Annotated in this window: 14 protein-coding genes; 5 read left to right on the top strand and 9 right to left on the bottom strand. The window is 71.2% G+C overall.

All coding sequences use genetic code 11. The annotated features are described in order from the left end of the window. The first annotated feature begins 94 nt into the window (after window positions 1–94). Entirely contained in the window at window positions 95–1,333 is a 1,239-nt protein-coding gene (locus M1203_RS33090; protein ID WP_249953531.1) for a styrene monooxygenase/indole monooxygenase family protein, read from the top strand. Between the two features lie 50 nt (window positions 1,334–1,383). On the opposite strand, the gene M1203_RS33085 is transcribed toward M1203_RS33090, so the two are convergent. The 4 genes from M1203_RS33085 to M1203_RS33070 form a co-directional block, all read right to left on the bottom strand. Then, the gene (locus M1203_RS33085) at window positions 1,384–2,658 is read right to left on the bottom strand and encodes a C40 family peptidase (protein ID WP_249953530.1); all 1,275 of its coding nucleotides are present in this window, start codon (window positions 2,656–2,658) and stop codon (window positions 1,384–1,386) included. A 110-nt stretch (window positions 2,659–2,768) separates the two neighbouring features. Then, window positions 2,769–3,071, bottom strand: coding sequence for a hypothetical protein (locus M1203_RS33080; RefSeq protein ID WP_249953529.1), 303 nt, complete (start codon window positions 3,069–3,071; stop codon window positions 2,769–2,771). A gap of 14 nt (window positions 3,072–3,085) precedes the next feature. Next, window positions 3,086–3,844 carry a TetR/AcrR family transcriptional regulator gene (locus M1203_RS33075; protein ID WP_249953528.1) on the bottom strand — a complete coding sequence of 253 codons (759 nt, stop codon included), beginning with the start codon at window positions 3,842–3,844 and terminating at the stop codon, window positions 3,086–3,088. A gap of 39 nt (window positions 3,845–3,883) precedes the next feature. After that, window positions 3,884–4,819, bottom strand: a complete 936-nt coding sequence (locus M1203_RS33070; RefSeq protein ID WP_249953527.1) for a diiron oxygenase — start codon at window positions 4,817–4,819, stop codon at window positions 3,884–3,886. A 242-nt stretch (window positions 4,820–5,061) separates the two neighbouring features. On the opposite strand from M1203_RS33070, the gene M1203_RS33065 reads away from it, so the two are divergent. Continuing rightward, window positions 5,062–5,961 carry an ADP-ribosylglycohydrolase family protein gene (locus M1203_RS33065; RefSeq protein WP_374404587.1) on the top strand — a complete coding sequence of 300 codons (900 nt, stop codon included), beginning with the start codon at window positions 5,062–5,064 and terminating at the stop codon, window positions 5,959–5,961. Here the strand turns inward: M1203_RS33065 and M1203_RS33060 are convergent. The 4 genes from M1203_RS33060 to M1203_RS33045 all read right to left on the bottom strand — a co-directional run bounded on the left by M1203_RS33060 (window position 5,924) and on the right by M1203_RS33045 (window position 10,629). Continuing rightward, window positions 5,924–7,096 (bottom strand): amidase, encoded by a 1,173-nt coding sequence (locus tag M1203_RS33060; protein ID WP_249953525.1) that lies wholly within the window; start codon window positions 7,094–7,096, stop codon window positions 5,924–5,926. The two genes, M1203_RS33065 and M1203_RS33060, sit on opposite strands and share 38 nt — an antisense overlap. Window positions 7,097–7,319: 223 nt before the next feature. After that, window positions 7,320–8,777, bottom strand: a complete 1,458-nt coding sequence (locus M1203_RS33055) for a penicillin-binding transpeptidase domain-containing protein (RefSeq protein ID WP_249953524.1) — start codon at window positions 8,775–8,777, stop codon at window positions 7,320–7,322. Continuing rightward, complete coding sequence (locus M1203_RS33050) at window positions 8,774–10,171, bottom strand: FtsW/RodA/SpoVE family cell cycle protein (RefSeq protein WP_249953523.1); 1,398 nt, start codon at window positions 10,169–10,171, stop codon at window positions 8,774–8,776. Before M1203_RS33050 ends, M1203_RS33055 begins: the two co-directional genes overlap by 4 nt. A gap of 122 nt (window positions 10,172–10,293) precedes the next feature. Next, on the bottom strand, window positions 10,294–10,629 hold the full coding sequence (locus tag M1203_RS33045) for a zinc-ribbon domain-containing protein (protein ID WP_249953522.1): 336 nt from the start codon (window positions 10,627–10,629) through the stop codon (window positions 10,294–10,296). A gap of 174 nt (window positions 10,630–10,803) precedes the next feature. Here M1203_RS33045 and M1203_RS33040 point away from each other — a divergent pair, with 174 nt between their 5' ends. Continuing rightward, window positions 10,804–11,700, top strand: a complete 897-nt coding sequence (locus M1203_RS33040; protein WP_249953521.1) for a nuclease-related domain-containing protein — start codon at window positions 10,804–10,806, stop codon at window positions 11,698–11,700. A gap of 39 nt (window positions 11,701–11,739) precedes the next feature. Here the strand turns inward: M1203_RS33040 and ligD are convergent, their stop codons facing one another. Continuing rightward, complete coding sequence (ligD, locus tag M1203_RS33035; RefSeq protein ID WP_249953520.1) at window positions 11,740–12,624, bottom strand: non-homologous end-joining DNA ligase; 885 nt, start codon at window positions 12,622–12,624, stop codon at window positions 11,740–11,742. A 50-nt stretch (window positions 12,625–12,674) separates the two neighbouring features. Between ligD and M1203_RS33030 the strand changes: the two genes are divergently transcribed. After that, on the top strand, window positions 12,675–13,769 hold the full coding sequence (locus tag M1203_RS33030; RefSeq protein WP_249953519.1) for a Ku protein: 1,095 nt from the start codon (window positions 12,675–12,677) through the stop codon (window positions 13,767–13,769). Window positions 13,770–13,836: 67 nt separating this feature from the next. Beyond that, window positions 13,837–14,469 carry a response regulator transcription factor gene (locus M1203_RS33025; RefSeq protein ID WP_249953550.1) on the top strand — a complete coding sequence of 211 codons (633 nt, stop codon included), beginning with the start codon at window positions 13,837–13,839 and terminating at the stop codon, window positions 14,467–14,469. Window positions 14,470–14,536 lie beyond the last annotated feature (67 nt).

The raw sequence follows: 14,536 nt of genomic DNA, 5'->3' as shown, positions 1-14,536 counted from the left end.
GGAGAGGACATGGCCGGTAGCCTGAGCCGACGTCAGTTATCAGCCACTTGAGGCCACGTCAGTCGTCGCTACGCGCGCAAACGGAGAACCCGCCATGCGGAAGATACTCATCGTCGGAGCAGGCCAGTCCGGGCTCCAGCTCGCCCTCGGACTTCAGTCGCGGGGGTACGAGATCACCCTGATGTCCAACCGCACGGCGGACGAGATCCGGTCCGGCCGGGTCATGTCCACGCAGTGCATGTTCCACACCGCGCTCCAGCACGAGCGCGATCTCCAGCTGGGCTTCTGGGAGTCCCAGGCACCGAGGATCGAGGGGCTCGGCGTCTCCGTCGCCGCCCCCGACTCCACCCGGGCCGTGGACTGGGTCGGCACCCTGGACGGCTACGCCCAGTCCGTCGACCAGCGGGTCAAGATGGCCGGCTGGATGGAGACCTTCGCGCAGCGCGGCGGCCAACTGGTGATCCATGGCGCGGCAGTCTCCGACCTGGACTTCTTCTCCCGTACGTACGACCTGGTGCTGGTCTCCGCGGGCAAGGGCGAGCTGGTCTCGATGTTCGGCCGGGACGCCTCGCGCTCCCCGTACGACGCGCCGCAGCGCGCGCTCGCCGTCTCGTATGTCCACGGTCTGGGGCCGCGCCCCGAGCACCCGGAGTTCGACGCGGTCCGCTGCAATCTGGTGCCGGGCGTCGGCGAGCTGTTCGTGATGCCCACCCTCACCACCTCGGGCCGCGCGGACATCCTCTTCTGGGAGGGCGTTCCCGGTGGCCCGCTCGATGTCTTCCAGGGCATCAAGGACCCCGCCGAGCATCTCTCGCTGACGTTGGAGCTGATGGAGCGCTTCACGCCCTGGGAGTACGCGCGCGCCACGAAGGTCGAGCTGACGGACGCCAACGGCACCCTGTCCGGGCGGTACGCGCCGACCGTGCGCAAACCGATCGGGCGGCTGCCGGGCGGCGGTCTCGTGCTCGGCGTCGCCGATGTCGTCGTCGCCAACGACCCGATCACCGGCCAGGGTTCCAATTCGGCGGCCAAGTGCGCCGCCTCCTATCTGGACTCGATAGTGAGCCATGGCGACCAGCCGTTCGACGAGGCGTGGATGCGGTCGGCGTTCGACCGCTACTGGGACACCGCCCGGCATGTCACCAAGTGGACGAACGCGATGCTCGGTGTCCCGCCGGAGCATGTCCTCAACCTGATCGGCGCGGCGGGCCAGCTGCGGCCGGTCGCCGACCGGTTCGCGAACGGCTTCAACGACCCGGCGGACTTCGAGAACTTCTTCTACGAGCCGGAGAAGGCGAACGCGTTTCTGAAGGAGGCGGCGGGCGCCGCCTGACGCCCGGCCCTCCCGCCCTCCGTCCCCCGGACTCCAGGCCCTGGGCCGGTTCAGACCTCCGGTGCGGCTTCCTCGCCATAACCGGCGTCCGAGCCGTCCAGGGCGCCCGGGGGCAGTGGGGGCGGCTCGTAGGCCGCCGGGTCGAGCGCCCCGGCCTCCGGGTCCGGACGGACCGCGCCGAGCAGGGGATTGGCCGCGATGGGGGAGACCTTGACATTGGTCCCGGGGCGCGGCGCCTGGATCACCATCCCGTCGCCCAGATAGATCGCCACATGCGTGGCACCCGGGAAGTAGACCACCAGATCGCCGGGGCGCAGCTCGCGCAGCGAGACCTTGGGGAGTTCGCTCCACTGCTCCTGGCTGGTACGGGGGATGGTGAGGCCGGCGCGCGCCCAGGCCCGCGAGGTCAACCCGGAGCAGTCGAACGAATCGGGCCCCTCGGCGCCCCACTCGTACGGCTTGCCGATCTGCTCGACGGCGTACTCCAGGGCCGCCTGACCCGCCCGTGAGGGTGCCTTACGGACCGCTGTGCCGGCCGGACCGGCCGCGCCCTGGGGTCCGCCCGCGCCGCGCGTCGCGTCGTCACCGAGGGCGCCGGAGGCGAGCAGTTCCCGTTGGGCCTTGTCCGTAATGGCCCGTTCGAGATCGTTCAGTGCGGTGATCTGAGCGCGGCTGAGGGAGGCGAGCAGCTTCTCGACCTCCAGGAGCCGGGATCTGACCATGTCACGCTGTCTCTTCTGCTTCGTGGCGAGCGCCTGCTGTCGGTCGAGGGCTTCGCGGGACGCCGTGGCGAGGGCGCGGGCGCGCTGCTCGCCGCCCGTCAGCCGGTTCAGCGTCTCCGCTCTGCCGCGCGCCGCGCGCGCCAGCAGATACGTCTCGTCCAGCGCGCTCTGCGGGTCGCGGGCGAGCAATAGCCGCAGATAGCCGGAGAGACCGCTCTGCCCCTCGTACTGCTCGCGGGCCAGCCGGCCGGCGTTGACACGGCTGAGGGCCAGCGCGGCGCGGGCCCGGACGAGTTCGGAGTCCAGCCTCTTGGTCTCGGCGCGCTGCCGGGTCAGCTCGGCGGCGGTGGCGTTGTACTCCTCGGTGGCCTTCTCGGCCTCGCGGTAGAGCTGTTGGAGCCGGGTCAGCATCTCCGCGACCGTGTGGGGCGGGGCGTCATCGGTGACATCGCCGAGCCCGGCGGAGGCTGAGGCCGAGGGGGAGGCCGAGGGGGCGGGGGCGGGAGAGGGAATCGGCGACGCCGACGCGATCGGCACCGCCGCGAAGACTGTCGCGGTGGCCAGCGCCGCCGTACCGACGGACCGCAACAATTTGCCTGACACGTCATCACCTCCGGTTAGGGGACGGGTGGTCCAGCCCTAGGTGATGATCGCGATGATGAGGTGATATGGATTGTGAAGAGTGCATTAATAGGCTCAGTGGCGGAAAAGCATCATCCCTGTGAGGGACGGTCGCCCCGCTCGGTACCGTCGCCGGGCTTCGACCAGGGCCACTTCAGCGCCCGCCGCTCGCGGCCCTCGGCCACGTACTCGTACTTCCAGCCGCGCTGGATCCCGAGCCGCTTGGTGTAGCCGGCCGGGGCACGCCGGTAGGTGAGGACGGTGGGCGGTCCGCCGTCCGCGTCCGGCACCGGGACCTCGTACCACTTGGGCGGCTGCCCGGTCGGTCCGGTCAGTACGGGCAGTACGCGCCCGTCCAGCGGCCCGCCGACAAAGAGGGTGTCTTCGCTTCTCACGCCCCCAGTCTCGCCTACGGGAGGTGCGCCGCCGCGTTCACCAGGGGCAGCACCCGGCGGGCCAGCGTTCCCACGGGGCCGTCCGGGTGTTCGTACGCCACGAGCGCGCCGGCCGCCGCGGCGGTCTCCTCGTCGGTGGCGGCCGTGACCACCAGCAGCGCGATCAGATGGTCGACCAGCCAGTCGCGCAGCTCGTCGGCGGGCGGGCGCTTCCCCTCGTCCAGCCATATCAGCGAGGCGGATTCGACGGCGGCGATCCAGGTGCGCACCAGCATCCGCAGGCGCCCGCCGGGGGTGGCCGGGGCACCCGCTTCGCCGGTCCCGTCCGTTCCATCCGTCCGGAGGTGCAGCAGGATCTGTTCGGCCGCGGCACGCCGTACCTCGTCGACGATCGCGGTCGTCCGGGACGTCTCACAGACGCTGCCGCCCCGCAGCAGCGCGCTGAACCCGGCGTCGTGCTGGTCGACGAAGGCGAGATAGCGGTCGAGGACCCGCCCGAGCCGCTCGGTCGTCGGCCCCACCGGGGGCTCGGTGAAGCACAGTTCCAGCTCGTCGGCGGCGGAGCGCAGCGCGTCCTCGTACAACTGCTGCTTGCCGCCGCTGAAGTAGCGGTAGACGAGCGGCCGGGAGACCCCGGCAGCCGCGGCGACATCGTCGAGCGAGACATCCTCGGGCGCCCGGTGGGCGAAGAGGCGGAGGGCCGCGTCGAGGAGTTGCGTACGGCGCTCCTCGACACTGAGCCTTCGGTACGCGGGCGTTGCGGGCGCGGTCATGTCCGCAGCGTAACCGCCGGACGGCGGCCGGGGTGCCGGTCAGGCGAGGAGGCCGGAGGACTTCCAGAGCCTGCGCCCCGGCCCGCGCAGTACACCGATGTCGTCCAGGAAGTCGGTGAGCCGCCTGGCACCCGACTGCATCACCTCCCGGCGGTGGCCGCTCTCCCGCACCTGCGCGACGGCCTGCCGCCGGTCGAGGCCGACGTTCTCGTACACCCGCGGATTGATGAAGCACACCGAGAAGACCCGGGCGGCCTGACCACAGCTGAGCCGGGTGAACTCCCGCTCCCAGCGCGGCGCGGTCACCATCTGGCGGCGCAACTCCTCGCGGGCGTACCGGACATGGCGCGCCTCCTCGATGACATGGATACGGGTCACCCCGCGCACGAGGGGCTGGACCCGCTCGTCCGGGAAGGTCAGCCGCTGCATCCAGTCGAGGATCTCCTCGCCGAGGAGGGTGGCGGCGAACGAACCGGGGGTGGTGGAGACGGTCTTCAGGATGCGCGCGAGATTGTGGTAGTAGCGCGGCACGGGATATCCCGGGCTCCCGCCCTTGCCGATCAGCCGCGCGAACATCATCGAGTGCCGGCACTCGTCCGCGATCTCGGTGAGGGCGTAGCGGACGTGGTTGCTGGTCACGGGCTTGTCGTAGATGTGCCGGACCAGCAGCTGCATCAGGATGATCTCGAACCAGATACCGAGCGAGGCCAGCGAGGCGGCCTCGTGCCTGGCCAGCTCCATCCGCTGTCCCTCGGACATCGTCCGCCAGAGCGGGGTGTCGTAGAGCGAGACCAGCTCCGGCGGCCAGAACCACTTGCCGTCCTCGACCGGTGCGTCCCAGTCGAGTTCCTTGTCGGGGTCGAAGGAGTGCCTGGCGGAGGATTCGAGCAGCCGCTCGGCGACCTGTTCGCGGTCCCGGAGCGGGCCGAGTGCGTCGCGGAGCAGCTGTACGTCGCGTTCGGACACGGTCGTCATGGCTGAGCGCACCTCATGGCTGGTTTGCGGGCTGTGTGACGCGGCGGATCCCGTCGACAGGCCGGACATCGGGTCGGGTTACCGCCGGTCACCCTTATGAGACCGCTCGTCAACAAGGACGTCAATCCCTTGTGCGTGACTTGTTGACTCCGCGTCTACCAGCGGGTGAGTCCGTCGGCAGTCCGGTCAACGCCCCTGATATACGCGAAAACCAGCCGCGTAACACCGTGCCGCACGGCACGATGGCGCGTATGACCGCCCCACACCCCGGTGCCGACCGCGCGGCCGCCCGCCGCAGTCTCGAAGGGCTCGCCCTGGGCGACGCCTTCGGCGAACGCTGGTTCCCCCTCTTCCGCGAACGTCAGCGCGCGTACGCGGAGATCAAGGCCAGGATCACCCCACCGGAACTGGAGTGGCACTGGACGGACGACACCGCGATGGCTCTCGCCATACAGCGCGTCCTCGACGAACGAGGCGCCATCGACCAGGACCGGCTCGCCCTCTGCTTCGCGCTCACGTACGACGCCGATCCGGCGCGGGGCTACGGGCACGGTATGCACATGCTGCTGCCGGCCCTGCTGGCGGAGCCGGCGAGCTGGCGCACCCTGGCCCCCCGGCTGTTCGAGGGCGGCAGCCTGGGCAACGGCGCGGCGATGCGGGTGGCGCCGCTGGGCGCCTGGTTCGCGGCCGACCTCGACCGCGTGGTCGAACAGGCCGTGCTCTCGGCCGAGGTGACCCACGCGCACCCGCAGGGCATCGCGGGCGCGGTGGCGATCGCGATGGCGGCGGCGCTGTCGGTACGGTCCGAACTCTCCGTGGCGGCGGTGGCGGAGGCCACACCCGAGGGTCCGGTACGGGACGGCCTGTCGCGGGCGGCGGAGCTGCCCCTCACCACCGAGCCCTGGAAGGCAGCGGATCTGCTCGGCAACGGCCAGCGGATCCGCGCCGACGACACCGTGCCGTTCGCGGTATGGACCGCGGCCCGCCACCGCGACGATCTGGCCGCCGCGCTCTGGTCGACGGCGGAGGGCTTCGGCGATGTCGACACGACCTGCGCGATCACGGCGGGCATCGTCGCGGCCCGCACCGGAACGGGCTCGGTCCCTACGGCGTGGCGGGAGCGCCGGGAGGCGCTGACGTAGGCGGCGCGGGAGCAGGGCCCGGGTCCGGGTCCGGGGCGGCCAGGGCGATTTCGGGGAGCGAGGCGTCCGCGCCGCGCGCCGCCACCAGTTGCAGTCCCACCGGACATCCGTCCGCCGTGAAACCGGCCGGAATGCTGGCCGCCGGATGCCCGCTCAGATTGAACGCCCAGGTCAGCGCGGTGGAGTACAGCTCGCCCGGCCCTTCGTGGCCATGTGGCCTGTTGGGGGTGACGGGGGTGAGCAGCAGCGGGGTACGGGCGAAGAACGCGTCGAGCCGCCGGTTGTTCTCCGCCCGGATGTCCGACACCCGCGCATCCGGCGGGGGCGCGCCGTACGCGTGCGCCGCCGTACGCGCCCTGCCGCTCCCGTCTCCCCTGTCGCTCCGTATCGCCATCCAGGCCTCGCGCGGATCCAGCAGCGTGAACGGCCGTCGTGTCGGCTCAAGTCGTATGACGCCCGCCGCCACCAGCCGGTCCACCGCCGCCCGTACCACCGCCGCCACCTCCGGGTCCGGCCGCGCGTACCCCAGGTCGGGGGAGAAGACGGCGGGCACGGGGAACGCCGGTGGCGGCTCCTCGGCACCGCCGAGCAGGCACCGCAGATACGCCCGCGCCTCCGCCGCCGACCGCGCCAGCAGACCCGCCGAGGCCAGCCCGGTGCGGTCCGGGGACGGCAGCAGCCCGTTTGTCGTCTTCAGCCCGAACACCCCGCACCAGGCCGCCGGGATCCGGACGGAGCCGGCGCCGTCGCTGCCGGTCGCGAGCGGCACCATGCCCGCCGCGACCGCCACCGCCGACCCGGCGGAGGACCCGCCGGGGGTACGGTCCGCGCGGTAGGGGTTGACCGTACGGCCGTGCCTGCCCTGCCCCCAGGTCTGCCAGTACGTGCCCGGCCCCGGTACCGCGGTCGACCCGACCGGCACCGCGCCCGCCGCGATCAGCCGCCCCGCCGCGTACGACCGGATGCCGGACGGCCCCTTCACCGCGAACGGCACGCCGGCGAGCGGCAGCCGGCGGTCCACCGTCCGCGCCCGTTCCCTGGCCTCCGCGTCCCACACCTCGATAAAGGCGCACAGCGCGGGATCGAGCCGTTCGATCCGCGCCAGCGCCTCCGCGACACTGTCCGCCACAGACATCCCCCCCAGCCCCCACCGATCGGACAGAGCTAGGTCGTGTCTTCAAAGTCCCGCCTGCCCGGCGGCGTCCGGCACGCACGCTCGCCGCGTTGTCGGGTCACCCCAGTACGTCCAGTACGGGGGAGACCCTCCGCCTTGCGATCGCACGCACCGGACGCCGCCGGGCCCGCCCTGCGGGCGGACGGCGCTACTTTGAAGACACGCCCTAGTGCCCCTCCCGGCACTAGTTTCGCAGCGCCGCCCGCATCACCGCCCGCGCGATCGGCGCCGCGTCGCCCCCGCCGCTGACATCCGCCCGGTTCGCCTCCGCGGCCTCCACGACCACCGCCACCGCGACCGCGGGGCGGCTCGAATTGCCCGCCTGTGCCCAGGCGATGAACCAGGCGTAGGGCGTTCCGGCGTTGCCCACCCCGTGCTGCGCCGTCCCTGTCTTCCCGCCGACCGTCGCCCCGTCGATCCCCGCGTTCGATCCCGTACCGTCCTCGACGACCCCGATCATCAGTTCGCGCAGCCGCTGGGCCGTGGTCGGGTTCACCGCCCGCCGGTAGGAGCGTTCGCCGGTACGGGAGACGATGTCGCCGTGCGCGTCCGTGGTCCGGTCCACCAGGAAGGGGTACTTGAGCTCCCCGCCGTTCGCGACCGCCGACGCGACCATCGCCATCTGGAGCGGGGTGGCCCGTGTGTCGAACTGCCCGATCGAGGACAGGGCCAGCTGATCGTCGCTCATGCGGGTGTCGAAGCGGGACGCGGAGACCCCCGCGGGGATCGTGATCCCGGAGTCGTTGAAGCCGAACTTCCGCGCCGTCTCCACCATCGCGGACAGCCCGGTCCTCACACCGAGCCCGGCCATGACCGTATTGCAGGACCATCTGATCGCGTAGTCCAGTGACGCCTTGTCACATCCGTCCGCCTCGTTGGGCAGCTCGGTCCGCGTGCCCGGCAGGAGATACGGCTCGGGGATGCCGGTCGGGGCGTCGACATCGGTGACCGTCCCGGAGTCCAGCGCTGCCGCCGCCGTCACGATCTTGAAGGCGGAACCGGGCGGATAGGTCTGCCGGATCGCCCGGTTGAGCAGGGGCTGGGCGTCCGCGCCGGTCAGCCGGGCCCACGCGTCATTGACGGCTCCGCCGGTGCCCGACAGCTGTCCGGGGTCGTACGAGGGGCTGCTGACCAGCGCCAGGATCCGGCCGCTGAACGGCTCGACGGCGGCCACCGCGCCGCGTCTGCCGGCCAGTCCCTCGTAGGCGGCCCGCTGCATGGACGCCTTGATCGTGGTGGCGACGTGCCCGCCGGGGCGCCGGCCGCGGGTGATCTCGTTCCAGAAGGGGAACGGGGCGAGCATCGGGTCCGTACCGGAGAGGATGTCGTCCTCGGCGTTCTCCAGCAGCGTCGTGCCGTACGTCTGGGAGGCGTAGCCGGTGACGGGCGCGTACAGCGGACCCTGGGTGTACGTGCGTTCGTAACGCAGTTGCTGTCCGCTGTCCCTGGAGCCGGTGACCGCTCTGCCGTCGATGAGGATGTCGCCGCGCGGCTGGGAGTAACGGGCGACGGTGGCGCGGCGGTTGGCGGGGTTGTGATTGAGGGAGTCCGCCTCGATGACCTGGATCCTGGCCGTGTTGACCAGCAGGGCGACCAGCAGGAGGAGGCTGAAGAAGGCGGTCCGCCTGATGTAGCGGGTCATCGCTGATCCCTCCAGGCGTTCCCGTTCTCCTCGGCCGGCGCGATGACGCCGGGCTCCGCTTCCTCCGGGCGTGGGCTGCGGGCCGAATCGCTCAGCCGGATGAGCAGCGCGACCATCACCCAGTTGGTGACGACGGACGAGCCGCCCTGGGCGAGGAAGGGCATCGCCATGCCGGTCAGCGGGATCAGCCCCGTCACCCCGCCCGCGATGACGAAGACCTGGAGGGCGAGGATCGCGGAGAGCCCGACGGCGAGCAGCCGGCCGAAGGGGTCGAGCAGGGCGAGGGCGGCGCGGTATCCGCGGGCGACCAGCAGGGCGTACAGCAGGAAGAGGGCGGTCAGGCCGACCAGGCCCAGTTCCTCGCCGGCCGTGGCCAGGATGAAGTCGGACTTGGCGGCGAACCCGATCAGGACGGACCGGCCGAGCCCGAGCCCGGTGCCGAGCATCCCGCCCGCGGCGAACGCGAAGAGGGACTGGGCGAGCTGTCCGGGGCCGCGGCCCGCGGCGATGGAGGCGAAGGGGTCGAGCCAGTCCTGTACGCGGCTGTGGACATGTGGTTCCAACGAGCCGACGGCGAACGCGCCGACCGCGGCGAGCAGCAGGCCGACGGCGATCCAGCCGGTGCGTCCGGTCGCGACATAGAGCAGGATCACGAAGAGCCCGAAGAAGAGCAGTGAGGTGCCCAGATCGCGTTCGATGACCAGGACGAAGACGCTGAGCAGCCAGATCGCCACGATCGGGCCGAGCACGCGGCCGGTGGGCAGTTGGAGCCGCCAGACCTTGCGGCCGGTGTAGGCGAGGGCGTTGCGGTTGGCGGCGAGGTACGCGGCGAAGAAGACCGCGAGCAGGATCTTGGCGAATTCGCCGGGCTGGAAGGAGAGTCCGCCGAGCCGGATCCAGATCTTGGCCCCGTTCACGGCGGGGAAGAAGATCGGCACGATCATCAGCACCAGGGCGGTGGCGACCGAGAGATAGGCGTAGCGCTGGAGCAGCCGGTGGTCGCGCAGGAACACGACGACCGCGATGAACAGCGCGACACCGAATGTGGACCAGACCAGCTGGGTGGGCGCGGCCTTGTCGCCCGGAGTCTCCAGATCGAGGCGGTAGATCAGGACCAGTCCGAGACCGTTGAGCAGGACGGCGATGGGCAGCAGGAGGGGATCCGCGTACGGGGCGCGCAGCCGGACGGCGATATGCGCGAGGAGGGCGAGCATGCCCAGACCGGCGCCGTATCCGGCGGCGTCGGGGGGTACGGCGTGGTTCCTGCCGAGACCGACGGCGATGTAGCCGAAGACGGAGATGAGGACGGCGCAGACGAGGAGCGAGAATTCGACACCCCGGCGCTTGGGGTGGCGAAGTCCGGGCAGGGGAGCGTCCGCCGTCGTTGCGGTCATGCGTCGAAACGTAGCAAGGCAAAGTGCGTTATGTCCGCTTATGTAGGGACATAACGCACGGTGAACTCACCTGCCGGGCTCGGACTCACCTGCCGGACTGATCTGTGTGCGGGGAGGGGGGCTCACTGCTGATAGGGGTTCCGCTGCTGCTGCGGCGGCTGCGGCTGCCCGTACGCCTGACCGCCGCCCTGCCCATAGCCCTGACCCTGCCCGCTCGGCTGCCCGGTGCCCTGGGCCATGAGCTGGTCGGCCTGCTCCTTGGTCACCTGCCGCTCCGCGCCGCAGAACGTGCACTGGGTCGCGAACTTGGTGGAGAACGGGAACAGCGGCACGAAGAACAGCGTGAATTTGCTGACGCGCTTGCGGAGCGTGTGCGCGGACGGATTGCCGCACTGGCCACAGACCAGCGTCAGTATCGCCAGTTGGTAGAGGTAGCCCTTGGTGCCGAAGATGATCATGAGTCAGATCCTTTGGGGAGGCCGGCGCGTGCTGAGGGAGAGTCTGCCGCACGTCGGTGACAACTGGCCCGCGACAGGGGACCGGAATGGTCCGGGAGGGACGCCGGGCCGGGGGCCGAGGGCTATTGCCCCGTGGCCCGGGTGCTGTTCCCATGGTCGTGGGGGTGGTGGGGCATGAGCCGATTACGCGTCACGCCGATGCGCGGGCAGGGCCGCGACCGGCTGTACGTCACGCTGCGGGACGGTACGACCGTCGCTTGGTACGACAAGGACATTGGCCGGGTGAGTGTGCTCTCCGGGGCGGGGCGCGAGGAGGTGCTGTCCGCGCTGGCGCCGTATCTCACCGGCGAGGTGGCCGTGGGGCCGCCCAGGGTGCCGACGCCGGCCGATCTCGACCGGCTCTCGCTCCACCCCGATGACGATCTGGCCCCGAACCGTCCGGGCGAGGGGCTGCACGCGGAGCTGGGTGCTCTGGGGGACGCGCTGGGGGATGCGCTGAGGGACGCCGGGTCCGGCCGGTTGCCCGAATCCTCCGGGGCCGGCCGGTCGTCCGGGGCTTCTTCGTTTCTCCTGCGGCGCCGATGGGAGCGCCAGGACCCCCGGCAGGCGGAACTGCTCGCTCAGGAGACCGTCGGCGACCGGCTCGACCGGCTGGAAGACGCGGGCTGGCGGGTACTGCACTCGATACCGCTCCCCGGCGCCGCCCGGATCGACCATCTGGCGATCGGCCCGGCCGGGGTCCTGGCCGTACGGACACTCCCGGCCCGGAAGCGCCGGGTCACGGTCGCCGACCCGATGGTCCGCGTGGGGCGCGCCGCGCCCGCGCCCCACCTCCGCTGGGCCCGCCGCGCCGCGGAACGCGCCTCGCGCGCCCTGGCGGCGGAGGTGCGCCCCGTACTCGCGGTGGTCGAACCCGTACGCCTGGACGCGCTGCCGACGCCACGGGACGTACGGATCCTGCGCGACACGGAGATCGCGGCGCTGGCGTCGCTCGGGGGCGTACTGAAACCGGCGGACATCGAGTCCCTGTACGCGACGGCGCGCGACCGCCACAGCTGGCTGCGCGTCTAGCCAGGGCCTGTCGTGTGGATCTTTTGGATTCTGCCGGCCTCAGGGCAGCGGGGCGGCGCGGGCCGGGTCGGTGAGCGGGCCGAGGAGGTCCCCGTACCGTTCCAGCCGCCCCTCGATGTCCCCAAGCCGGAAGACCAGTTGATCGGCGTCCGTACAGTCGGCGACCTCGTCCCAGGTCACGGGCGTGGAGACGGTCGGCTCCGCCTTGGCGCGCAGCGTGTAGGGCGCGGCGGTGGTCTTCGCGGCGGCGTTCTGGCTGTGGTCGACGAAGACCTTCCCGGGCCGCAACGAGCGCCGCATCCGGTGCACCACAAGCTCCGGCATCGCCGCCTCCGCCTCGACGGCCAGAGCCTTCGCGTACGCCGAGACATCGGCTGACGGAGCGCGCTCCAGGGGCACGAGGACATGCAGGCCCTTCGACCCCGAGGTCTTCACGTACGCCTCCAGCCCGTCCGTACCCAGCCGCTCGCGCAGCCAGAGCGCCACCGCGCAGCACTCCACGGCGGTGGCGGGCGTCCCGGGGTCCAGATCGAGTACGAGCCGGTCGGCGTGCTCGGGCGCGATGGCGCGCCACTGATGCGTATGGAACTCCACGACCAGGTTCGCCGCCCAGATCAGCGACGGCAGATCCTCCACCACCACCTGTCTGCCGGTGTCGGCCGTCCTTCTGGGCACATCGGCGATCCGTACCCAGTCGGGCGTACCGGGCGGCGGGTTCTTGGTGAAGAAGCGCGGCCCGTCGGGCCCGTCCGGATAGCGCAGGAAGGAGACGGGGCGGTCGGCGAGATGCGTCAGCAGCGGGGCCGCTGTACGGGCGTAGTAGTGCAGGAGCTCGCCTTTGGTGGTGCCGGTGGCGGTGTACAGGACCTTGTCCAGATTGCTGAGCGCCAGGCGTCGCCCCTCCACCTCTGTGATCGGCGTCATACGATGAGAATCCCATATATTTCGTGAATTTCGGATGAAAGGGATGGAACGTGCGATCCATATGGAACGGCGCGATCTCCTTCGGGCTGGTCAGCATCCCGATCAAACTGGTCAACGCCACCGAGAACCACTCGATCTCCTTCCGGCAGATCCACAAGGCCGACGGCGGCCGTATCCGCTACCGGAAGGTCTGCGAGCTGGACGGCGAGGAGGTGTCGACGCCGGAGATCGGCAAGGCGTACGAGGACGCCGACGGGTCCATGATCCCGATCACCGACGACGATCTGGCCGCGCTGCCGCTGCCGACGGCGAAGACGATCGAGATCGTCGCGTTCGTCCCGGCGGACTCGATCGATCCGCTCCAGATGGACACGGCGTACTACCTCTCCGCGGGCGGCGTGCCCGCGGCCAAGCCGTACACCTTGCTGCGCGAGGCGCTGAAGCGCAGCAAGAAGGTGGCCGTCGCCAAGTTCGCCCTGCGGGGGCGGGAGCGGCTCGGGATGCTGCGGGTGGTCGGCGATGTGATCGCGATGCACGGCCTGCTCTGGCCCGACGAGATCCGCGTCCCTGAGGGCGTCGCGCCGGAGACCGACGTCACCGTAAGGGAGGCCGAACTCGACCTGGCCGACGCCCTGATGGACACGCTCGGCTCGGTCGATCTCGACTCGCTGCACGACGACTACCGGGAGGCGGTCGAGGAAATGATCGCCGCGAAGGCGGAAGGTGTGCCGACACCCGAGCGGGAGCCGGCGGCGGGCGGGGGAGGGAAGGTCCTCGACCTGATGGCGGCGCTGGAGAACAGCGTGCGCGCTGCGAAGGAGGGCCGGGCGGAGGGCGGCGAGGTCGCGGAGGTGACCCAGCTCCCGGCGAAGAAGACGGCGAAGAGGGCGACGGCGAAGAAGGCGGCGGGGACCGGGCCCAGGCCGGCGGGGACCGAGCCCAAGCCGGCGGCGAAGAAAGCGGCGGCGAAGAAGACGACAGCGCGGAAGACGACAGCGAGGAAGACCGCGTCGAAATCGGCGTCGTCGAAGACGGCCGGGAAGACGGCGGCCAAGTCGACGTCGAAAACGGCCGCGACGGCTTCGAAAACGGCCGCGACGGCGTCGAAGACGGCCTCCGGCGCCCGGAAGCGCGCCTCGGCCTGACCGGCGTCCCCGGCGCGGCCCTCGCTCCGGATGGCACACTGCGCGAGTGGACCGAACGCTGCGTATCGTGCTGGCCGAGGACAGCGTGCTGCTCCGAGAAGGCCTGACAGCCCTGCTGGACCGCTTCGGCCACAAGGTCGCCGCGGCGGTGGGCGACGCGCCCGCCCTGCTGACGGCGGTGGCGGAGCACACCCCGGACATCGTGGTCACCGACGTACGGATGCCCCCGGGCTTCCAGGACGAGGGCCTCCACGCGGCCGTCCGCCTCCGCGAACGGCAGCCCTCCCTCCCGGTGCTCGTCCTCAGCCAGTACGTCCAGCGTGCCTACGCCGCCGAACTCCTCGACTCGGGCGACGGCTCCGGCGTCGGCTACCTCCTCAAGGACCGCGTGGGCCAGGTGGAGGACTTCGAAGCCGCCCTCCAGTCCGTGGCCTCCGGCGGCACGGTCGTCGACCCGGAAGTGGTCCGCCAACTGCTCCGCCGCCGCAGGGACCCCCTGGAACACCTGACCCCCCGCGAGCACGAAGTCCTGGCCCTGGTGGCCGAGGGCAAGTCCAACGCGGCGATAGCCCGCCAACTCGTCGTCTCCGAGGCGGCCGTGGGCAAACACATCGGCAACATCCTCGCCAAACTGAACCTCCCCCCGGCGGACGACACCCACCGCCGCGTCCTGGCGGTCCTCACGTACCTCCGAGCCTGACCCCCGCCCCCACCCCACCCCACCTCACCCCGCCGGACCCGGAAATACCTGTTCACGGCCACCCCGC

It is taken from the genome of Streptomyces sp. 35G-GA-8, assembly GCF_023534745.1.
In the GTDB taxonomy this organism is placed as follows: domain Bacteria; phylum Actinomycetota; class Actinomycetes; order Streptomycetales; family Streptomycetaceae; genus Streptomyces.
This window is presented reverse-complemented; position numbering and strand designations above follow the sequence as displayed.

Excerpts from the sequence above, each read along its gene's own strand:
- ligD (WP_249953520.1), bottom strand. The coding sequence starts at position 12,624 with ATGACGCCGATCACAGAGGTGGAGGGGCGACGCCTGGCGCTCAGCAAT.
- M1203_RS33045 (WP_249953522.1), bottom strand. The coding sequence starts at position 10,629 with ATGATCATCTTCGGCACCAAGGGCTACCTCTACCAACTGGCGATACTG.
- M1203_RS33050 (WP_249953523.1), bottom strand. The coding sequence starts at position 10,171 with ATGACCGCAACGACGGCGGACGCTCCCCTGCCCGGACTTCGCCACCCC.
- M1203_RS33060 (WP_249953525.1), bottom strand. The coding sequence starts at position 7,096 with ATGTCTGTGGCGGACAGTGTCGCGGAGGCGCTGGCGCGGATCGAACGG.
- M1203_RS33075 (WP_249953528.1), bottom strand. The coding sequence starts at position 3,844 with ATGACCGCGCCCGCAACGCCCGCGTACCGAAGGCTCAGTGTCGAGGAG.
- M1203_RS33040 (WP_249953521.1), top strand. The coding sequence starts at position 10,804 with ATGAGCCGATTACGCGTCACGCCGATGCGCGGGCAGGGCCGCGACCGG.
- M1203_RS33070 (WP_249953527.1), bottom strand. The coding sequence starts at position 4,819 with ATGACGACCGTGTCCGAACGCGACGTACAGCTGCTCCGCGACGCACTC.
- M1203_RS33065 (WP_374404587.1), top strand. The coding sequence starts at position 5,062 with ATGGCGCGTATGACCGCCCCACACCCCGGTGCCGACCGCGCGGCCGCC.
- M1203_RS33055 (WP_249953524.1), bottom strand. The coding sequence starts at position 8,777 with ATGACCCGCTACATCAGGCGGACCGCCTTCTTCAGCCTCCTCCTGCTG.
- M1203_RS33090 (WP_249953531.1), top strand. The coding sequence starts at position 95 with ATGCGGAAGATACTCATCGTCGGAGCAGGCCAGTCCGGGCTCCAGCTC.